Source organism: Polaribacter marinaquae, from assembly GCF_038019025.1.
Lineage (GTDB): Bacteria > Bacteroidota > Bacteroidia > Flavobacteriales > Flavobacteriaceae > Polaribacter > Polaribacter marinaquae.
This window is the reverse complement of sequence record NZ_CP150496.1, coordinates 241,102-262,140: the sequence shown is the minus strand read 5'-3', so window position 1 is coordinate 262,140 and position 21,039 is coordinate 241,102. Positions and strand designations below refer to the sequence as shown.

24 protein-coding genes are annotated in these 21,039 nt (G+C 29.8%); 13 read left to right on the top strand and 11 right to left on the bottom strand.

Annotated elements, in window-relative coordinates:
* Positions 1 to 60: 60 nt before the first annotated feature.
* Genes WG950_RS01200 through WG950_RS01170 form a run of 7 tightly spaced genes read right to left on the bottom strand, consistent with a single transcriptional unit; the run spans position 61 to position 3,924 of the window.
* Positions 61 to 816: a LytTR family DNA-binding domain-containing protein gene (locus tag WG950_RS01200; RefSeq protein ID WP_340933593.1), complete on the bottom strand. Its 756-nt coding sequence runs from the start codon at positions 814 to 816 to the stop codon at positions 61 to 63.
* Between the two features lie 40 nt (positions 817 to 856).
* Entirely contained in the window at positions 857 to 1,165 is a 309-nt protein-coding gene (locus WG950_RS01195; protein ID WP_340933591.1) for a 2TM domain-containing protein, read from the bottom strand.
* A gap of 2 nt (positions 1,166 to 1,167) precedes the next feature.
* Positions 1,168 to 1,503 carry a 2TM domain-containing protein gene (locus tag WG950_RS01190; protein ID WP_077809483.1) on the bottom strand — a complete coding sequence of 112 codons (336 nt, stop codon included), beginning with the start codon at positions 1,501 to 1,503 and terminating at the stop codon, positions 1,168 to 1,170.
* A gap of 7 nt (positions 1,504 to 1,510) precedes the next feature.
* Positions 1,511 to 1,795: a 2TM domain-containing protein gene (locus WG950_RS01185; RefSeq protein WP_340933589.1), complete on the bottom strand. Its 285-nt coding sequence runs from the start codon at positions 1,793 to 1,795 to the stop codon at positions 1,511 to 1,513.
* A 1-nt stretch (position 1,796) separates the two neighbouring features.
* The gene (locus tag WG950_RS01180) at positions 1,797 to 2,120 is read right to left on the bottom strand and encodes a 2TM domain-containing protein (RefSeq protein WP_340933587.1); all 324 of its coding nucleotides are present in this window, start codon (positions 2,118 to 2,120) and stop codon (positions 1,797 to 1,799) included.
* Positions 2,120 to 3,481 carry a 2TM domain-containing protein gene (locus WG950_RS01175; RefSeq protein ID WP_340933585.1) on the bottom strand — a complete coding sequence of 454 codons (1,362 nt, stop codon included), beginning with the start codon at positions 3,479 to 3,481 and terminating at the stop codon, positions 2,120 to 2,122. The genes WG950_RS01180 and WG950_RS01175 overlap by 1 nt, the downstream gene beginning before the upstream one ends.
* A 29-nt stretch (positions 3,482 to 3,510) precedes the next feature.
* Positions 3,511 to 3,924 carry a DUF2141 domain-containing protein gene (locus WG950_RS01170; protein WP_340933583.1) on the bottom strand — a complete coding sequence of 138 codons (414 nt, stop codon included), beginning with the start codon at positions 3,922 to 3,924 and terminating at the stop codon, positions 3,511 to 3,513.
* A 618-nt stretch (positions 3,925 to 4,542) separates the two neighbouring features.
* On the opposite strand from WG950_RS01170, the gene WG950_RS01165 reads away from it, so the two are divergent.
* The 9 genes from WG950_RS01165 to argH all read left to right on the top strand — a co-directional run bounded on the left by WG950_RS01165 (position 4,543) and on the right by argH (position 13,510).
* Positions 4,543 to 5,160, top strand: a complete 618-nt coding sequence (locus tag WG950_RS01165) for a GNAT family N-acetyltransferase (RefSeq protein ID WP_077809488.1) — start codon at positions 4,543 to 4,545, stop codon at positions 5,158 to 5,160.
* A complete protein-coding gene (locus WG950_RS01160; protein WP_340933580.1) occupies positions 5,157 to 6,332 on the top strand; it encodes an argininosuccinate synthase in 1,176 nt (391 codons plus the stop codon). The genes WG950_RS01165 and WG950_RS01160 overlap by 4 nt, the downstream gene beginning before the upstream one ends.
* A 2-nt stretch (positions 6,333 to 6,334) precedes the next feature.
* A complete protein-coding gene (argC, locus tag WG950_RS01155; RefSeq protein WP_340933578.1) occupies positions 6,335 to 7,312 on the top strand; it encodes an N-acetyl-gamma-glutamyl-phosphate reductase in 978 nt (325 codons plus the stop codon).
* 114 nt (positions 7,313 to 7,426) lie between these two features.
* Positions 7,427 to 8,227, top strand: a complete 801-nt coding sequence (gene proC, locus WG950_RS01150) for a pyrroline-5-carboxylate reductase (protein ID WP_079736749.1) — start codon at positions 7,427 to 7,429, stop codon at positions 8,225 to 8,227.
* Entirely contained in the window at positions 8,224 to 9,354 is a 1,131-nt protein-coding gene (locus WG950_RS01145) for an aspartate aminotransferase family protein (protein WP_340933574.1), read from the top strand. The genes proC and WG950_RS01145 overlap by 4 nt, the downstream gene beginning before the upstream one ends.
* Positions 9,348 to 10,286 (top strand): acetylornithine carbamoyltransferase, encoded by a 939-nt coding sequence (locus tag WG950_RS01140; protein ID WP_340933571.1) that lies wholly within the window; start codon positions 9,348 to 9,350, stop codon positions 10,284 to 10,286. The genes WG950_RS01145 and WG950_RS01140 overlap by 7 nt, the downstream gene beginning before the upstream one ends.
* Positions 10,279 to 11,061: an acetylglutamate kinase gene (argB, locus tag WG950_RS01135; RefSeq protein ID WP_340933569.1), complete on the top strand. Its 783-nt coding sequence runs from the start codon at positions 10,279 to 10,281 to the stop codon at positions 11,059 to 11,061. The genes WG950_RS01140 and argB overlap by 8 nt, the downstream gene beginning before the upstream one ends.
* Complete coding sequence (locus WG950_RS01130; protein ID WP_340933567.1) at positions 11,061 to 12,131, top strand: M20 family metallo-hydrolase; 1,071 nt, start codon at positions 11,061 to 11,063, stop codon at positions 12,129 to 12,131. The genes argB and WG950_RS01130 overlap by 1 nt, the downstream gene beginning before the upstream one ends.
* Before the next feature lie 101 nt (positions 12,132 to 12,232).
* Positions 12,233 to 13,510, top strand: a complete 1,278-nt coding sequence (argH, locus tag WG950_RS01125; protein WP_340933565.1) for an argininosuccinate lyase — start codon at positions 12,233 to 12,235, stop codon at positions 13,508 to 13,510.
* A 59-nt stretch (positions 13,511 to 13,569) separates the two neighbouring features.
* Here the strand turns inward: argH and WG950_RS01120 are convergent, their stop codons facing one another.
* From WG950_RS01120 to idi, 4 genes are all read right to left on the bottom strand, one after another.
* Positions 13,570 to 14,166: a hypothetical protein gene (locus WG950_RS01120; RefSeq protein WP_079736754.1), complete on the bottom strand. Its 597-nt coding sequence runs from the start codon at positions 14,164 to 14,166 to the stop codon at positions 13,570 to 13,572.
* A gap of 1 nt (position 14,167) precedes the next feature.
* Positions 14,168 to 14,962 carry a metallophosphoesterase family protein gene (locus tag WG950_RS01115; RefSeq protein ID WP_340933562.1) on the bottom strand — a complete coding sequence of 265 codons (795 nt, stop codon included), beginning with the start codon at positions 14,960 to 14,962 and terminating at the stop codon, positions 14,168 to 14,170.
* 107 nt (positions 14,963 to 15,069) lie between these two features.
* Positions 15,070 to 15,483 (bottom strand): 6-pyruvoyl trahydropterin synthase family protein, encoded by a 414-nt coding sequence (locus tag WG950_RS01110; protein ID WP_077809499.1) that lies wholly within the window; start codon positions 15,481 to 15,483, stop codon positions 15,070 to 15,072.
* Positions 15,476 to 15,994 carry an isopentenyl-diphosphate Delta-isomerase gene (gene idi / locus WG950_RS01105; RefSeq protein ID WP_079736756.1) on the bottom strand — a complete coding sequence of 173 codons (519 nt, stop codon included), beginning with the start codon at positions 15,992 to 15,994 and terminating at the stop codon, positions 15,476 to 15,478. Before idi ends, WG950_RS01110 begins: the two co-directional genes overlap by 8 nt.
* Positions 15,995 to 16,115: 121 nt before the next feature.
* Between idi and WG950_RS01100 the strand changes: the two genes are divergently transcribed.
* The 4 genes from WG950_RS01100 to WG950_RS01085 are packed head-to-tail and all read left to right on the top strand — an operon-like array spanning position 16,116 to position 21,014.
* Positions 16,116 to 16,805 carry a peptidylprolyl isomerase gene (locus WG950_RS01100; RefSeq protein WP_340933560.1) on the top strand — a complete coding sequence of 230 codons (690 nt, stop codon included), beginning with the start codon at positions 16,116 to 16,118 and terminating at the stop codon, positions 16,803 to 16,805.
* A gap of 44 nt (positions 16,806 to 16,849) precedes the next feature.
* Entirely contained in the window at positions 16,850 to 18,442 is a 1,593-nt protein-coding gene (locus WG950_RS01095) for a peptide chain release factor 3 (protein ID WP_079736758.1), read from the top strand.
* Between the two features lie 3 nt (positions 18,443 to 18,445).
* Positions 18,446 to 20,029: a hypothetical protein gene (locus tag WG950_RS01090; RefSeq protein ID WP_340933558.1), complete on the top strand. Its 1,584-nt coding sequence runs from the start codon at positions 18,446 to 18,448 to the stop codon at positions 20,027 to 20,029.
* A gap of 52 nt (positions 20,030 to 20,081) precedes the next feature.
* Complete coding sequence (locus tag WG950_RS01085) at positions 20,082 to 21,014, top strand: peptidylprolyl isomerase (protein WP_340933556.1); 933 nt, start codon at positions 20,082 to 20,084, stop codon at positions 21,012 to 21,014.
* Positions 21,015 to 21,039 lie beyond the last annotated feature (25 nt).

Below are 21,039 nucleotides of genomic sequence, written 5' to 3'. Positions count from 1 at the left end.
TTGTAGTTTTTTACAAGTGGATTGTATTAAAATTATGTTCTAAAATAAAAAACAACTAAATTAATCAATCCAATTTTTAAAATCTTTTACTCGTTCTCTACTTACAATAATTTCTGAATCTTGATACGTATTTAAAATCAATTTTAAGCGTGAATTAGAATAGGCAATGATATCTTTAATCGAATTTATATTGATAATAAAAGTACGGTTTACTCTAAAAAACTTTTCTGGATCTAGTTGTTCTTGCCAGTTTTCTAAAGAGCCATCTAATAAATAATTCCTATTTTCTGATGTATGAATGTATGTAGCTTTATTTTCGCTATAAAAACATTCAACTTCATCAATATTAATAATTTTAATATGTTGCCCAACTTTGATTGAGATTCGTTTTTTAAATTTACGATCTACAGGATTTACCAAAAGTTTACGGATATCATCTAAGTTTACTTGAACGTCTGATTGCTTTGGTTGGTTTTCTTTAAATTTTTTTACAGCAACCTTTAATTCATCTTCATCTAAAGGTTTTAACAAATAATCTATACTATTTAATTTAAACGCTTTTAAAGCATATTCATCATAAGCCGTTGTAAAAATTATTGCAGACTTTACTTCTATTTCTTCAAATATTTCAAAAGACAAACCGTCTGATAATTGAATATCTAAAAATATTAAATCTGGGTGCGGATTGTTTTGTAACCAACTTAAAGATTCTTCTACAGAATGTAGCATTTGTTGTACTTCTATATCTAATTCTGCTAACATTCTGTTTAATCTTCTTGCAGCAGGTTTTTCATCTTCAATTATTAATACGTTCATAGAAATTGTTTTCTTTTTTACTTTTTATGAATGAAATGTTTTATTTCATAAACTCTTTCATTTTTCTTTCTTCCCAATCTTTACCAAAAATAGTAATCACATCATAAGTTCTAAATGCATCAAATATTAAGAAGATTCCCCAAATTAACCAAAACGGAATGTGTTTAAATCCGTCACTATCATATTGATTGCTCAATATAAAGTTTCCAAATATTTTAAACGAAAATTTCCAAACAAATGTTAAAAATAAATTTACTATTAGATAAGTAACTACATGTTTGTAAAACTTTTTAATGTTTTCTACTTTCTTTCTTGCTTTTGCATATTTGTATTCATCTGCATTTTTCATAATTACCTTTTGTTGTCTCTATCGTTTTGTCTGTCTAAAATCTCATTAATTTTTTTTTCTTCCCAATTAGAGCCAAAACCAATAGAATTAAATCCGAATACACCTAACCAATGAAAAAACATACCGATTCCCCAAAATAACCATGTAGAATAGGTGCCGAAATTGGTTAATGCTTCTTTAAAATTATATCCATTTTGCATTAAACCAAAAATAACAATTCCGCTAATAAAAATATTTACCAACACAAAAACTATTAAGTGAATGTAGAAACCTTTAATGGCTTTTACTCTTTTTTTTGCTTTAATATATTGCTGTTCTTTTCTAAAATCTTTTTCCATAACAGTTTTAATTATTATTCATTAATTCTTTAATTTTCTTTTCTTCCCAATTTTCTCCAAAACCTAATAAGTTCATGCCAAAAACCGCAAACCAATGAGAGAAAAGACCAATACCCCAACCGCATAAAGAAAACCAAAACCAATGAAAACTAGGATCGAATTTTAAATTTATAAAAATTAAAGTTGGTATTACAATGCAGTAAACGGTTAAGTGAGAATAGAAACCTTTGATCTTTTTTACCCTTTTTTTAGCAACAAAAAGTTTTTGTTCTTGTGTATAATTTACCTCCATTTTATTGTCTATAATTTTGTTCGTTCATAAATTTATCTATCTTTCTTTTTTCCCAATCATTTGTAAAAAAGATATTTAAACCAAATGTATTTATGGCTTGAAAAGCGATTCCTATTCCCCAAAACAACCAAATTTTATAGTTGCTATTGTAAAACACTGCTTGTGTAAAAGTACTACCATCATTTATATCACCAACAATAAAAATTGCACTTAAAAAAGTATTAACTACAATATAAACTACTAAATGCTTGTAAAACTTACTTAACCTTTCAACCTTCTTTTTTGCTAAAATATAGTTTTGTTCTTCTATATAATTCGTTTTCATTATCTGTAATTTTTTTGTTGATTTTCTTTATCCATTATCTCTTTAATTTTTCTGTCCTCCCAATTATTTCCTAAGAAAATATTGTAATTATTAACTTCTAAGAAGTGAAAAATTAAGCCCATTCCCCAACCAAAAATTGGAAACCAAAACCAGTGAAATCCTGGAGAAAATCTTAAATTGATAAATATTAAAAAAGGTATTACAATACAGTAAGAAGCTAAATTCTGATAAAATTCTTTTAATTTTTCTACTTTTTCTACTGCTTTTACATATTTGCTGTTTTCTAAATCGTCTGTGTACATAATGTCATTTATTTTATATAAGAGAGGCAAGCTCACCTTAAAAGTTTTGTTATTGTTTTCTATTTTCACTCCTTTCTGAGTGATTAATCCGTATCTATCTGCAATATTTTGCAACCCAACTTTGGTGCTTTTACCTATTGCTTCTTTAGGATTGATGTTGTTTTCTATGATTAAATAATTATCTTCTTCGTAAATTGATATTTCTAAAGGTTTTGAAGATGAAACCACATTGTGTTTTACTGCATTTTCTAGTAATAATTGCAGTGATAATGGCACAATTTTAAGATCGTTGTTACTTACTAGATCTGGTATATTAAATTTTACAGCATCTTCAAAACGCATACCTAATAATTGCATGTAAGTTTTGGCAAAATTTAATTCTTCGGTAATTGGTACTAAATCTTTATTTCTTTGTTCTAAAACGTACCTATAAACTTTAGAAAGTTTGGTTGTAAATTTTTCTGCTTGATTAGGATTTTCTCCAATTAAACTTGTTAAAACGTTTAAACTATTGAATAAAAAATGAGGATCTAACTGATTTTTAAGAGATTCGAACTTTGCAGTTTCTGTTTTCGCCACAATTTGTTGTTGCGTACTTTCTTTGGTCATTGCCTTTTTCCAGTTGATCATAAAACCTTTTGCATGAAAAAAAACGGCTACTCCAAGAGAAAAAACGATGGCAAATAAATGAACCCAAATTAAAAATCCTTTAAAAAAATCTTCGAATTTGTAACCAAATATTAAAATGTATTGTACATAATGAATAATTAAAACTGCAATAACAGTATAAATAAATGTTGCTACAACACCTGCCCAAACTCTACTATTCGTTTCGGTAACCCAATCCCATTTTTTGTTTAAGAATTCGTTTAAAATTCCGTTTCCTAAACCCAATGTAAAAGAATACATAGCAGATATTAAAAATGTTAGAGCCATTCCTTTTACTGTAAACTGTTGATTTATCAGTATAAACACTACTCCTAAAATTAAAGCTAGCTTTAAAGAAATTAACAAATCCTTTCTTAATTCTTTAAATAAATTCGAGTTGGTTGCAAACATTTTTACTATTTAATTTTATAAATAAATTCTTAAAATTTTATATCTAAAGATACATCTTTATCAGAAACTGTAAATTTAGAATCTTCAAAATTTGGAGGCCCAAAACTCATAACATTATTAGAAGCACCGTAATCTTCTAATGGCATTCCGTTAGATCTAAAATCCATTTTATCGTTGTCATTTCTGTCATGGTAGCAAATAATTGCATAATCTCCAGCGATTACATCTTTAAAGACAACGACACTTTTACCGTCTATAATTTTAGATGCTGATGCTTTTATTGGTTTTAATCTAAAGTTAGATTTGTCATACAGCGCAAATCCTACTTTACCAGAATCTGAAGTTACATTTACTACAGTTGCAGTTATTGTTTTGTTTTGCGCAATTAAATCATTTGTTAATGTTAACATTGCGATTACTAAAAAAGATACTAAAGTTTTCATGTTGTGTGGTTTTTGTTATTAATTATGGTTCAAAGATGCAACACAAGTACAGTTTTTAAAACTAAACAATACCGAACTGTAAAATTTGTATGATGAATTGTAAAAAAATTAAAATTTCTACCTCTTTTAATTAATAATCTGAATGATAACTTAGTTTTAATTAGTTATAATATGTAATTAGAGATGACTTTATGTATAGAAAAATTAATAATTATGAATTGATATAGGTATATTTTAATAAATTGATAAAAATTAAAAATTCTTTTCTTTTTTTATTTCTGTATTTAAAAAATACTATACTTTTACCACATGTTTATAACAGAAAATAAAATAAATACAATGGTTCCCAGATTGCGACGACGCAATACTAATCGCTAATATCTTTTTTAGCAACAAGAAGAGAGTACCATAATTTTTATTTTTTTATAATCATGTTTCACACACAAAACTTACAAAGCCTACAAAACCAAATAATTACAATTTATAGTAATTGTATTTCTGTACGCCGCTTTTTCTCACCTCGCCCTTTGGGTGTTTAGTAAGTTATGGAATTAGGTGAGTCCAATTCTGCATTCAAAAACAAATATCAAATACATTTAAATTTTAAATATCAATACAATGGAAATTGTAATTGCTAATAAATCACATATAATTTACGCAGATATTATTTGTAAGACAATAGAAGATGCTGCTCAAGTAAGAGGAACTGGTATTGCCAAAAGAAAGCCAGAATACGTTGCCAAAAAAATGGAAAACGGCAACGCTGTTATTGCTTTAGATGGTGGTATGTTTGCCGGTTTTTGTTATATAGAACAATGGGGTCATGGTAAATTTGTTGCCAACTCTGGTCTTATAGTGCACCCAGATTATAGAAATATTGGTTTAGCTAAAAAAATTAAACTTGTAATTTTTAAACATTCTAGAACCAAATTTCCAGATGCTAAAGTATTTAGTATTACAACTGGTTTAGCTGTAATGAAATTAAATAGCGATTTAGGTTATAAACCAGTAACTTTTTCTGAATTAACAGACGACCAAAGCTTTTGGGATGGTTGCCAAACATGCAGAAATTTTGATGTTTTAACAAGAACTGATAGAAAAATGTGCTTGTGTACAGGAATGTTATTTGATCCAAAAAACAATAATAAAGAAGCCACAAAAGAGGTTAAAGAAAACGTTTTTAAAAGATTAAAACATATAAAACAAAACTTGTTTTTAAAAAAAGATAAAAAATGAAAAAATTAGTAATTGCATATAGTGGTGGTTTAGATACTTCTTATTGCGCTGTAAATTTATCTAAAGATTATGATGTACATGCTGTAAGTGTAAACACAGGTGGTTTTACATCCGAAGAAATTAAAAATATAGAAAGTAACGCTTATAAAATGGGTGTTACAACCTATAAAAATATAGATGCTGTAGCTACTTTTTACAATAAAGTAGTTAAGTATTTAATTTTTGGTAATGTTCTAAAAAATGCCACATATCCACTTTCTGTTAGTGCAGAAAGAATTATTCAGGCAATAGAAATTATAGAATATGCAAAAAGCATAGATGCAGAATATATTGCACACGGTAGCACTGGTGCGGGTAATGATCAAGTTAGATTTGACATGATTTTTCAAACTTTAGCGCCAAACATTAAAATTATTACACCTATTAGAGATCAAAAATTATCTAGACAAGAAGAAATAGATTATCTAAAATCTGAAGGAATTGACATGAATTGGGAGAAATCTAAGTATTCTGTAAATAAAGGCCTTTGGGGAACAAGTGTTGGTGGTGTAGAAACTTTAAAATCTGAAAAACCTTTACCAAGCGAAGCATATCCTTCTCAATTAGAAAAAGAAGGAGAAGAAAAAGTAACGCTAACTTTTAAAAATGGTGAATTTGTTGCTTTAAACGGACAAGAAAATAAGCCTGAGATAAATATTGAAAATCTAAACGAAATTGCTTCTAAATATGCAATTGGTAGAGATATTCATGTTGGTGATACAATTGTAGGTACTAAAGGTAGAGTTGGTTTTGAAGCTGCCGCTGCATTAATTACTGTGAAAGCGCATCACTTGTTAGAAAAACACACGCTTACAAAATGGCAGTTACAACACAAAGAGTATTTATCTAGTTTTTACGGAATGCATTTACACGAAGGGCAATATTTAGATCCTGTAATGAGAGATACGGAAGCTTTTTTACAAAGTTCGCAAAAAATGGTTTCTGGTAATGTGGTGGTTTCTTTAAAACCATATCATTTTACTTTAGACGGAATAGTATCTAACCACGATTTAATGTCTAGTGCTTTTAGTACTTATGGTGAAGAAAATAAAGCTTGGACAGCCGATGACGCGAAAGGTTTTATAAAAATTATTGGGAATCAGAATAAAATATACAAACAAGTAAATTCTTAATTATGTTAGAAGTAGGAATTATTGGTGGCGCAGGTTATACTGCAGGAGAATTGATTCGATTATTATTAAATCATCCAAAGACAAACATAAACTTTGTATACAGTACTTCTAATGCTGGTAACAAATTATATAAAGTTCATCAAGATTTGGTGGGTTCTACAGATATTAGTTTTTCTAGTGAAGTTAATACTAATGTTGATGTTTTATTTTTATGTTTGGGACATGGAAATTCAACTACTTTTTTACAAAAAAATAGTTTTTCTGATACTACAAAAATTATTGATTTAAGTAATGATTTTAGACTAACTGCTGATAAAAACTTTGAAGGTAAAGAGTTTGTATACGGATTACCAGAATTGCAAAAAGAAGCAATAAAATCTGCTAAATACATTGCAAATCCAGGTTGTTTTGCAACAGCCTTACAACTAGCAATTTTACCTTTAGCTGCAAACGGATTGCTAAAAAATGATGTTCATATTAATGCTGTAACAGGTGCAACTGGTGCAGGTACTTCTTTATCTGCAACTACTCATTTTACATGGCGAGATAATAATTTTTCGCATTATAAAGCTTTTAATCACCAACATTTAGGTGAAATAAATCAGACAGTTAAACAATTGCAAGCAGATTTTAATAGTGAAATTAACTTTATGCCAAATAGAGGCGATTTTTCTAGAGGAATTTTTGCAACAACATACACAAAATTTGATGGCACTTTAGAAGAGGCGAAAGCAATTTATAAAGAATATTATAAAGACGCTGCTTTTACAATTGTTTCTGATGAAAGTATTTTTATGAAACAAGTTGTTAACACAAATAAATGCTTGGTACAACTAGAAAAACATGGCAACAAATTATTAATTACAAGTATAATTGATAATTTATTAAAAGGTGCATCTGGTGCAGCCATACAGAACCTAAACTTAATGTATGGCTTTGAAGAAACGTTGGGTTTAAATTTAAAAGCAAATTATTTTTAAGAAGCCAAAGCCCGCGTTAGCGATTGAAGTGGCATCCTTTTTTTGTTGCCACATATGGCAAAAAAAGATATAACGGAAAGCGCGACCTTTAGGTAACGCCCAAAAAAAATAAAAATGAAAATAGCAATTATAGGTACAGGAAATTTAGGAAAATCTATTGCAAAAGGTTTAATTACCAACAATGCAATTACTTCTTTATACCTTACAAAAAGAAATATTGATGGTATTGCAGAGTTTGAAGGATACACAAACGTTTTTTTAACTACAGACAATATTACCGCTGTAAAAAATTCTGATATTTTAATTTTTGCAGTTCAACCTGCACATTTTGAAAGAATTTTAAGAGATATAAAACCTTATTTAACAGAAAAACATGTAGTTATTTCTACAATAACTGGTTTTTTAATTCCGCAAATAGAAGAAGAAATTGGTGCTGATAAATTTATAATTCGTGCAATGCCCAATACTGCTATTGCAGTTGGTAAATCTATGACGTGTATGTGTAGCAACCCACAAGGTGAAAAACGTATTAAAATTGCAGAAGCTATTTTTAATCGGTTAGGACATTCTTTAAGTATTCCAGAAAGCCAAATGCAAGCCGCAACCGTGGTTTGTGCTAGCGGAATCGCTTTTTGGATGCGTCTAATTAGAGCAACAACTCAAGCTGCTATTCAGTTAGGTTTTGATGCAAAAGAAGCGCAAGAATTGGCAATGTTTACTAGTGAAGGCGCTGCAAATTTATTAATAACTAACGGCAATCATCCAGAAGAAGAAATTGACAGAGTTACAACACCAAAAGGTTGTACTATAGAAGGTTTAAATGAAATGGAACATAAGGGTTTGAGCTCTTCTTTAATACAAGGTATGGTTGCTTCTTTTAACAAAATTAATAACATTAAAAAAGAACAAATATGAGTTTATTTAATGTATATCCATTATTCGATATCACTCCTGTAAAAGCTAAAGATGTATATGTTTTTGATGATAACAATACAAAATATTTAGATTTATACGGTGGTCATGCAGTAATATCTATTGGGCATTCGCACCCAAAATATGTAGCGGCAATATCAGAACAAGTTTCTAAATTGGGTTTTTATAGCAACTCGATTCAGAACCCGTTACAAAAGGCATTGGCAGAAAAATTAGTTTCGTTTTCTGGTTGCACAGATTATGAATTATTTTTATGTAATTCTGGTGCAGAGGCTAATGAAAATGCTTTAAAACTAGCCTCTTTTCATAACCAAAAGAAAAAAGTTATTGCATTTAAAAACGGATTTCACGGTAGAACTTCTGCAGCAGTTGCGGCAACTGACAACGCAAAAATTATTGCACCAATTAACGCACAACAAGAGGTAGAAATTTTGGAATTAGGCGATTTAGTTGCCTTAGAAAAAGCATTAGCTAAAAACGATGTTTGTGCAGTAATTATAGAATGTATACAAGGTGTTGGTGGTTTAGATGAAAGTAATACCGCTTTTTATGAAGGCGTAGATCTTTTATGTAAAAAATACAATACTTGTTTTATTGCTGATGAAGTACAATCTGGCTTTGGAAGAACAGGAGACTTTTTTGCTTTTCAAAAATACAATGTTACACCAGATATAATTTCAATTGCAAAAGGTATGGGAAACGGCTTTCCTATAGGTGGTATTTTAATTCATAAAAATATTAAAGCTTCTTATGGTTTATTGGGTACAACTTTTGGCGGAAACCATTTAGCATCGGTCGCCTCTTCAACTGTTTTAGAAGTTATAGAAGAAGAAAACTTAATGCAAAACGTCAAAGAAATCTCTGCTTATTTTTTAGAAAAAGCAAAAGAAATCTCTGAAATTAAAAATATTAAAGGTCGTGGTTTAATGCTTGGTTTAGAGTTTGATTTTCCGATTGCAGAACTGCGTAAGAAATTAATTTTTAATCAACAGATATTTACAGGTAGCGCAAAAAATCCTAATTTATTAAGAATCTTGCCACCTTTAACAATTAAAAAAGAACACGTTAACGCATTTTTTAATGCTTTAAAAATAGAATTATCATGCTAAATTATACTTCTATCGATGATATTGAAAATATAAACTCTTGGATTAAAGAAGCCCAAGAAATAAAGGCAAATCCTTTAAAAAATAAAGATTTAGGTAAAAATAAAACTTTAGGTTTATTATTTTTTAATTCTAGTTTACGTACACGTTTAAGCACACAAAAAGCAGCTTTAAATTTAGGAATGGATCCGATTGTAATGAACGTTTCTGGCGATGCTTGGGGAATTGAATTTGGAGACGGTACAATTATGAATGGTAATACTGCAGAACACATTAAAGAAGCAGCAGCTGTTGTTTCTCAATATTGCGATATTATTGCGGTAAGAGCTTTTCCGAGTTTAATAGATAAAGAAAAAGACGAATCTGAACAAATCTTAAAGTCTTTTGTAGAATTCGCTTCTGTACCAATTGTTAGTATGGAAAGTGCAACGGGTCATCCGCTACAAGGCTTAACAGATGCAATTACTATTGCAGAATTTTCAACTAATAAGAAACCCAAAGTAGTTTTAAGTTGGGCACCACATATTAAGGCTTTACCACATGCAGTTGCAAATAGTTTTACGCAAGCAATGCATAAAATGGATGTTGATTTTGTAATTGCAAACCCTAAAGGATACAATTTAAACAAAAAAATTACTAAAAACACTCCTGTTTACCACAACCAAGAAGAAGCATTTAAAGACGCCGATTTTATATACACAAAAAACTGGAGTTCTTATGAATCTTATGGCGAGGTTTTAGATGTAGAAAATAATTGGACCATTACTAAAGATAAAATAGCTGATGCAAAATTTATGCATTGTCTACCTGTTAGAAGAAATGTTGTTGTAGAAGATACTGTATTAGATTCTGATGCTTCTTTGGTAATAGAACAAGCTAACAACAGAACATATGCAGCGCAATTAGTTTTGAAAAAAATTCTAGAAAATGCTTAAAGAAAAACTATCAATCATAAAAATTGGAGGAAATATTATCGAAGATGAAACATCTTTGGCTGCTTTCTTAAAACTTTTTTCCAATTTAGAAGGGAATAAAATTTTAGTTCATGGTGGTGGTAAACGTGCTACAAGTGTTGCGTCTAAATTAGGAATAACTTCTAAAATGATTGATGGTAGACGAATTACTGATGCCGAAACTTTAGAAGTTATTACTATGGTTTATGGTGGTTTAGTTAACAAAAACATTGTTGCTAAACTACAAGCTTTACAAGTAGATGCAATTGGTTTAACTGGTGCAGATATTAATAGTATTAAATCTGATAAAAGACCTATCAAAGAAATAGATTTTGGTTATGTTGGTGATGTTAAAGAAATAACCTCTCATTCAATAGATAAATTAATTAAAGCCGATTTTACACCTGTATTTTGTGCAATTACGCACGATGGAAATGGACAATTATTAAACACAAATGCAGATACAATTGCAAGTACAATTGGTGTTGGTATGAGCAAAATTTATGACACATCTATTTACTATTGTTTTGAATTAAATGGTGTTTTACAAGATTTTTCTGATAAAGAATCAGTAATAAAAAATATCGATACTGAAACATATCAAAATTTACTAAAAAACGGAATGATCTCAGACGGAATGATTCCGAAATTAGACAATTGTTTTGATGCTTTACAAAATGGTGTCCAAAAAGTTCATATTGGCAATACAGCCATGTTCACTAAAGAAAACAACAACTTCACAACTATAACTTTATAATGATTTCTATTGAAAAATTAACAGAAAAAGCAATATCACTTTTAAAAAATCTGATTGAAACACAATCATTTTCATCCGAAGAAGACCAAACAGCAACTCTAATAGAAAATTGGTTTAAAGAGTTTGAAATTCCTTTTAAAAGAACAAAAAATAATGTTTGGGCAACCAATAAATATTTTGATGATAGCAAACCTACCTTACTATTAAACTCGCATCACGATACTGTAAAACCAAACTCGGCATACACAAACGACCCTTTTAAAGCTTTTGTAAAAGATGGTAAATTATTTGGTTTAGGTGCTAACGATGCTGGCGGTTGTTTGGTTTCTTTAATAGCAACTTTTACAAAATTTTACGCTTTAGAAAATTTAAAATATAATTTAGTTATTGTTGCGTCTGCAGAAGAAGAAAGCTCTGGACCAAACGGATTAAATAGTATGTTACCAATAATACCGCATATAGATGTTGCTATTGTTGGTGAGCCAACATTAATGAATTTAGCAGTGGCAGAAAAAGGATTGGTAGTTTTTGATGCAGTAGTAAAAGGCACACCTAGTCATGCAGCTCATCCAAATAATAACAATTCAATTTACAATACCATAGAAGTTTTACAGTGGTTTAAAGATTATAAATTCGAGAAATCTTCGAATGCTTTAGGCGATGTAAAAATGACAGTAACTCAAATAAATGCAGGTAAACAACACAATGTTGTTCCTGCTCATGTAGATTTAGTTGTAGATGTTCGTGTAAATGATGCGTATTCAAATCAAGAAATTGCAGATATTTTACAAAACCAATCTCCTTGTACAGAGATAAAACCTAGAAGTTTACGATTAAATTCATCTTCAATATCTTTAAATCACGATTTAGTAAAAGCAGGTATAGCAATGGGAAGAGAAACTTATGGTTCTCCTACCCTATCAGATCAATCTGTGTTAAGTTGCCAATCTTTAAAATTAGGTCCTGGCGATAGCACGCGTTCTCACTCTGCAAATGAATTTATATATGTTGCAGAAATTGAAGAAGGAATACAGATTTATATCGAATTACTAAATAATGTAATTGTTTAAAATTATATAATCGTCATTACGAAGAAATATGACGAAGTTATCTCTTCATTAATGATAAGATTACTTCAATACATTCGCAATGACATCAAAAAATAAAAATTATGAAACTTTGGGATAAAGGGTTTTCAATAGACAAACAAATAGAAAATTTTACAGTTGGTAATGATAGAGAAATTGATATTCATATTGCAAAATATGATGTACAAGCTTCTTTGGCCCACGCAATAATGTTAGAATCTATAGGAATTATTTCTACGGATGAATTAAAAGACCTTAAAAAAGGTTTAGAAGAACTGGCAAAAGATATAGAAAACGGAACATTTGTGATTGAACCTTCTTTTGAAGATGTACATTCTAAAATCGAATGGGAATTAACCAACAAGTTAGGTGAAGTCGGTAAAAAAATTCATACAGCTCGTTCTAGAAACGATCAAGTTTTAGTGGCCTTACATCTATACTATAAAGAAAATTTAGCCATTGTAAATGATAAAGTAAAAGCTCTTTTTGATACGTTATTAAATTTAGCTGATACGCATAAAGAGTCATTATTACCTGGTTATACGCATTTACAAGTTGCAATGCCATCATCTTTTGGGTTGTGGTTTTCTGCTTATGCAGAGTTATTAATTGATGATGTTTACGTTTTAAATGCAGTTTCTAAAGTTGTAGATCAAAATCCTTTAGGCTCTGCTGCTGGTTATGGTTCTTCTTTTCCAATAGATAGAGAGTTAACTACTAAAGAATTAGATTTTGCAACATTAAAATACAATGTTGTAGCTGCGCAATTAAGTCGTGGTAAAAGTGAACGTTCTATTGCTGCTGCTTTGGGCGGATTGTGTAATACAATGGCTCGTTTTGCGATGGATGTTTGTTTGTACATGAGTCAGAATTTTGGTTTTATCACTTTTCCTGATGAATTAACTACAGGAAGCAGCATTATGCCTCACAAAAAAAATCCTGATGTTTTTGAATTGATCCGTGGAAAATGTAATAAAATTCAGGCTTTACATTCAGAAATGTTATTGATTACAAATAATTTACCAACAGGTTATCATAGAGATTTTCAATTATTAAAAGAAAATATTATTGCTGCTTTTGAAGATGTAAAAGATATTTTAGACATTTTTAATTATGCGATACAACAAGTAATTGTAAAAGATATCGATTTAAATGACGAAAAGTATCAATATTTATTTACCGTAGATTCTATTAATAATTTGGTAGTAGAAGGCATGTCTTTTAGAGAAGCTTATCAAAAAATTGGCGGTCAAGTTCAAGAAGGAACTTACAAACCAGATTTAGGAAAACAACATTCGCATGTTGGAAGTATCCATAATTTATCCTTAGAAAAAATTAGAGAAAAATATCCTAAAAAATAAATCAAAAAAAAACCTTGTTCACTAAATGTAAACAAGGTTTTTTTAATTTTAAATGTATTTTATAAATAGAAATTTACACCAATACTTGCACTAAAAGCATCACCAAAAGAAACTTCTTTAGAAGTTATGGCGTACCATAAATAGGTTTCTACAGTACCAACTTCTGCATAAAAATCTGCTCCGCTAAATATTCTCTTATTCTTAAATTCTTGATGTACTAATCCGCCACCAAAAAGTGTAAAATGAAATGCGTTTGGCACGTAATAATCTTCTGGATAAATACTAGGCAGAGAGGTAAACGAATTTGTACCAATTTCATATGATAAAGCAAAACCTGCAATTGGTGTAATTGTTAAGTTTTCGCTTATTTTTTTTCTATAAATAGGAAACGTGTTTTTAATTGTTAATAAATGAATTCTGTCTGCTTTAGAAACGGATTCTGGCACATAACCATATAATAATTCTGAATACAAAACTTTATCAAATAACTGATAACCTGCACCTAAAGAAATCATACCAATATTACCTGCAAATTGCGCTTTAACATAATCTGGTACATACCAAGATTTATTTTTAACCGTTTTTTCTTCTTGTGCTATTGTTTTACCAACAAACATTATCAGCATTACTGCCGTAAATAATTGTTTAATTTTCATGTTACTTTAATTCTATAAGTTCAATATCAAAACTGTCTTGTTGTACGCTAATAATTCCGTATTCTGGTTTTTTAAGTGCCGGAATTACTAAATAGTTTACATCACCTTCTTCATAAAAATATCCGTGTGTATGGCCATGCACAGAAAGTGCAACATTATTTTCTTTTAAAATAGTATTGTACTGGTTTTTCATTTCGTCTGGTAAATCATTACTAACAACAATAGGAATATGAGAAAAAGAAAATACTTGGTTGTAATTTGCATTGTCACTTAACTCGTTAGACAACCATTCAAAATCAGGATCTTTATTGCTTTCCCAAATAATGTCGTCAAACATTACAAACTTGTTATTATTAAATTCGAAAGAGTAATTGTAATCTCCAAACATTTCTTTGTAAATCAATGCTCCTTTAGAGTTATAATCATGATTACCAATTACAGTAAAATAAGGTTTATTTAAATTTTTCATGATATCATAAAAAATTTCAAACTCTTTTAAAAGTGCTTGATCTGCAATATCACCACCAAAAACAACAAAAGCAATATCTTCTCTATTATTGATATCTTCTACTACAGATCTTAAGTTATTATAGAAATAATGAACATCTGTAATAAAAGCAAATTTAAAATCTTGATTATTTTGCTCTAATTCTGCTAAAAGTTTTAAGTTTTTTGCTGTTGTATTTTTTTCTGAACTATTTACTCCTGCTTCATACACACTGTATTCAAAAAGATTTTCGCAAGCAATAAATATTGTAATAATGCTTAATAGCATTACTAGTTTAAAATTTTTCATTTTATTAAATTAATATATGATTTTATAAATGTTTAATTCACTAACAATTCTAATAGACGCTGCTATTAAAAAAACTTACAGAATTAAAAGTAAAGTTATGTAAGCTGTTATTCTCCGGAATAACTTACAAAGTTTCTTGGGGTTTCGTACAACGTAATTTTTAAATCTAAATTAGTTGGTAATAACTTTCTTAACTTATTGTAGGTAACAACACAAATATTTTCTGCTGTGGGGTTTAATTCTTTAAATTCTGGTACTTCTAAATTTAAATTTTTATGATCGAAACAGTCTTCAATTTCAGATTTTATATGATTTCTTAAAATTCCTAAATCATAAACATAACCAGTTTCTTTATCAATTTCACCAGTTAAAGAAACAATTAACTCGTAATTATGACCATGAAAATTAGGATTGCTGCATTTACTAAAAACTTCGAAGTTTTTATCGTCACTCCAATCTTTTCTGTACAATCTATGTGCAGCGTTAAAATGTGCTTTTCTATGAACTGTAACTTTAGGCATTTGTTAGTTTTTCGTAAGATTTATCAAAAATAATTTTAAACCACTCTGTATAATTCGTAGGATTTTCTTCGATGTCTTTTTTAACATCATCTAATAACATCCATTTGTAAGCTTCTACTTCTTCTTTATTAATGTTGGGTGCATCATTATATTTACCAACCATAACATGGTCTAATTCATGTTCTGTTAAGCCGTTATCAAAAGGTGCTTTATAAATAAAAGAAAAAACTTCTTTTATATCTGTTACAAAACCCATTTCTTCTTGCAATCTTCTTTTACCAGCTTCTAGGTTACTTTCTCCTTCTCTTTGATGTGAACAACAAGTATTTGTCCATAACAATGGCGAGTGATATTTAGATGCTGCTCTTTGTTGTAGCATTAACTCTCCGTTATCATTAAAAACAAAAACCGAAAAAGCTCTGTGTAACAATGCCTTTTCATGTGCTTCTATTTTTTCCATTAAGCCTATTTGCTTATCGTTTTGGTCTACTAAAATTACTTGTTCTTTCATTATTGCAAAAATAAGGAATACAAGTATCAATAAATCATAAAAATTGATTAAAAACTATAAGATTTTTCTATTCTTTTATATTGATGATTTATATTTGACATTTAAAATGAACTTTTACTCTATGAAATTTTACTTTAAGTTATTATTTTTTATCGCTTTATCTTCTCTATATAATTGCAGTAATTCTGAAATTAAAAATGATAAGAAAAAAACTAAAACAAACATTAAACAAGTTGTAGAAAAGAAAGTAGAAAAGCGTTGGGATAGTTTAAACAAAACAAATGTTGAAGCTTTTTTTACAGAATATGGCAAGCAAAACAAAGAGAATAAAGTCATTATAAAAACCAAATTTGGTAATATTAAACTTCGTTTGTACGATGATGTGCCTATACATAGAGCTAATTTTATCTTTTTAACAAAACTTAAATATTTTAATACAACAGTAATTTATCGAGTAGCTAGAAACTTTGTAATTCAAGGCGGTAATTCAGATGAAACTTATACGCACAATCAAAGAAGATTATACGGCAATTATTTAATTAAACCCGAATTTAAAAGTAACCGAAAGCATAAATATGGTGCTTTAGCAGCTGCAAGACAGTGGGAAAAAAATCCGAATAAATTATCGAGTCCTTTTGAATTTTACATGGTACATAATAGAAATGGTGCACATCATTTAAACAACGAACATACCGTTTTTGGTGAAGTATTTTCCGGTTTCGACACATTAGATAAAATTTCTAGAGTAAAAGTTGGTATAGATGAATGGCCAGTTGAAGATATTAAAATGACAATAGAAATTTTAGATTGATATTTCTCTTTGTAAAACCTATCTTTGCACCTCAAATTTTGTAGATGAGTTTTTTAGAAGAAATAGCACGTAGAAGAACATTTGGTATAATATCGCATCCAGATGCTGGTAAAACAACATTAACGGAAAAGCTTTTACTTTTTGGTGGTGCAATACAAGAAGCAGGTGCTGTTAAAAACAATAAAATAAAAAAAGGTGCAACTTCAGATTTTATGGAGATTGAACGCCAGCGTGGTATTTCTGTAGCCACATCTGTACTTGCCTTTATTTATAAAGATAAAAAGATAAACATACTAGATACGCCTGGTCACAAAGATTTTGCCGAAGATACTTTTAGAACTTTAACTGCAGTAGATAGCGTTATTGTTGTAATTGATGTTGCAAAAGGTGTAGAACCACAAACCGAAAAATTAGTTGAAGTTTGTAGAATGAGAAGCATACCAATGTTGGTTTTTATCAATAAATTGGATAGAGAAGGAAAAGATGCTTTTGATTTATTAGATGAAGTAGAACAAAAATTAGGTTTAACAGTAACTCCTATGAGTTTTCCTATAGGAATGGGATATGACTTTAAAGGGATTTACAATATTTGGGAGAAAAAAATTAATCTTTTTTCTGGAGACAATAAAACTTCTATATCCGAAGGTGTTGAGTTTGATGATTTATCAAACCCAGAACTAGATAACATAGTTGGTGAAACTGCAGCAGAAACCTTGCGTGAAGAAATAGAATTGATAAGCGAGGTGTATCCAGAATTTGATAGAGATGAATACCTAAATGGTGCTTTACAACCTGTATTTTTTGGATCTGCTTTAAACAATTTTGGTGTAAAAGAATTATTAGATGCTTTTATAGAAATTGCACCGGCACCACAACCTAAAAAAGCAGAAGAACGTTTGGTAGATTCTAAAGAAACAAAACTTACTGGGTTTGTCTTTAAAATTCATGCAAACATGGATCCTAAGCATAGAGATAGACTTGCGTTTATTAAAATTGTATCAGGAACTTTTAAAAGAAACTCTCCTTATTTACATGTTAGAAATGGTAAAAAAGTAAAATTTTCTAGCCCGAATGCATTCTTTGCAGAAAGAAAAGAAATTGTAGAAGAATCTTTTCCTGGTGATATTGTTGGTATTCACGATACTGGTAATTTTAAAATTGGAGACACATTAACAGAAGGAGAACAATTAAACTTTAAAGGAATACCTAGTTTTTCTCCAGAACATTTCCGTTATGTTAATAACGCAGACCCAATGAAATCTAAACAATTATACAAAGGTTTAGATCAGTTAATGGATGAAGGTGTTGCGCAGTTATTTACATTAGACATGAATGGTCGTAGGGTAATTGGTACTGTAGGTGCATTACAATACGAAGTTATTCAATACAGATTAGAACACGAATATGGTGCAAAATGTACCTATGAGAATTTACAAGTTCATAAAGCATGTTGGGTTGAACCAGAAAACCCTAAGAATGATGAATTTAAAGAATTCAAAAGAGTTAAACAGCGTTATTTAGCAAAAGACAAGCAAGGTCAATTGGTATTTTTAGCAGATTCTGAATTCACAATTCAAATGACACAGAGTAAATACCCAACAGTTAAATTACATTTTACAAGTGAATTCAAAAATTAGTTTATGAAGAAAATTGTATTACTGATAATCTTATTATTCGCTTTTAAAACCTATTCGCAAAATTATAGTATCAATGATTTAAAAGGGAAAGAGTTAAAAAACAGTATTCGTTTAAATTATATATTAATAGACCAACCAGATATTACATATAATTATGGTGACGGTACTACATATAAATTAGACCCAACAATGGGTTTATTCGGCTTAAACTATAATATTCCTCTAAACGATTGGCTATACACTGGTGCAGGTTTTCATGGTGCCGTTTATGGCGATCAAGGCGGATTATTTACTTTGGGTGTAAATCTTGGGGTTAATAAGAAAATTTATAAAAATTTATATTTTGATGCAAATATTCACTTTGGTGGTGGTGGCGGATTTAGAAGTTTAGTAAACGGTGGCGGAATTATTTACCCAAATATTGGCTTGCAATACAAAACAGATAAGTTTGCTTTTGGTTTACAGTATGGTCATGTAAACTTCTTTACAGGTATTCAAAAAGGAGATAATATTTCTTTTTTTGTAGAAATTCCTACAACAGTTAGAGCTGCTTCTTACAAAGATGCGCAAGAAAGATTTGAAGTAGAAAATACTTTTAGTGATTCTTTTTGGCAAAAACCAGCTGTAAAAAGTGTACAACAAATTACATTTGATTACTTATTTCCTGTTGGATCAACTAGAAATGATGGTTTCGGAAACTTTAACAACACTACTCCTATTACACAAACATTAAGTCTAATAGGTTTCGAATATCAACGTTATTTAACAGAAAGTTCTTTTGTATATGCGCATCTAGATGCTATGTATGGTGGTTTAAGAGCTGGTTTTATGGATGTTTTTATAGGATTAGGTAAAAATTTTGTGCAAACAAAATATGTAAACTTATTTGCCAAAGTTGGTATTGGAGCCGCAGGTGGTAGAGTTTTTCCAGAAGGTGGTTTAACAATGTATCCAAGTGTGGGTGCAGATTTTAAAATCTCTAAAAAGATTGGCGTAAGTCTTCACGGTGGTTATCATAGATCTGTTGGCGGAACTTTTGAAGCTTATACAGCTGGTTTTAGTTTAAAATATTACGGATTAAGTGGTGGTATTAAAGATCCTTATTCTTCACAAAAAATTAAATCTATAAAAACTCAAGGTATTCAAATAGGATTTCAAAATCAGACCTATTATAATGTTGCAATTCTTGATAGACAAGATAATGATTTACAGTTACTAGCTGTAAAAATTAATTATGATATCAACAAACGTTTTTATGTGGCTGGTGAAGCTTCATTTGCTTATTTAGGAGGTGCTGGTGGTTATGCTCACGGAATTTTTGGCCTTGGTATAAAATCTAATAAATTTTTAAATAATAATTTTTCACTATTCTTAGAAGCAGCTGGTGGTGTTGCAGGAGGAGGTGGTGTAGATTCTGGTGAAGGTGTTTTAATTAGACCAACTATCGGTCTTAATTATCATGCTTCAAAAGACTTTTCATTTCAGGTATCTGGCGGTCAAATGTGGTCTCCATTTGGTAATGTGAATTCTACAAACATAAATGTTGGTATTTCCTACGGATTATCAATCTTAAATTCAAAAAAATAAATACAGTTTAAACTGTAAATAATAATAAAGTAAAATAATTAAATAATAAGAAATGAATAACGGAATCTATGCAAAATTCACTACATCAAAAGGTGAAATTTTAGTACAATTAGAACACGAAAAAACTCCTGGTACTGTAGGTAATTTTGTTGCTTTGGCAGAAGGAAATTTAGAGAATGAAGTAAAAGAGCAAGGTACACCTTATTATAATGGTTTAAAATTTCATAGAGTTATTCCTGATTTTATGATTCAAGGTGGTTGTCCTTTAGGAACAGGAACAGGTAACCCTGGTTATAAATTTGATGATGAATTTCACCCAGATTTAAAACATGATGCACCAGGAAAATTAGCTATGGCAAATTCTGGACCTGCAACCAATGGTTCTCAATTTTACATCACTCATGTACCAACACCTTGGTTAGATGGTAAACACACTGTATTTGGTTCTGTAATAGAAGGGCAAGATATTGTAGATGCTGTTGCCCAAGGAGATGAATTAACTTCTTTAGAAATTGTTAGAGTTGGTGCAGAAGCTGAAGCTTTTAATGCTGTAGAAGCTTTTAGAACTTTTGAAGGTGCAAGAGAAAAAAGAGAAGCAGAAGAAAAAGCAAAAGAAAAAGAGCTTTTAGACAGTGTTGCTGCTGGTTATGATGAAACTAAAAGTGGTTTACGTTACCAAATTTTACAAAAAGGTGAAGGAAAAAAGGCTACAAAAGGAGCTGGAGTTTCTGTACATTATAAAGGACAATTATTAGACGGAACTGTTTTTGATTCTTCTTATAAGAGAAAACAACCAATCGATTTTAATGTTGGTGTTGGTCAAGTTATTGCTGGTTGGGATGAAGGAATTCAGTTATTACAAGTTGGCGACAAAGCTCGTTTTGTAATTCCATCTAATTTAGCTTACGGTGCTGCAGGTGCTGGTGGAGTAATTCCTCCAAACGCTACACTTATCTTTGATGTAGAATTAATGGACGTTAAATAATTACATACTTAAAATAATAAAAAGC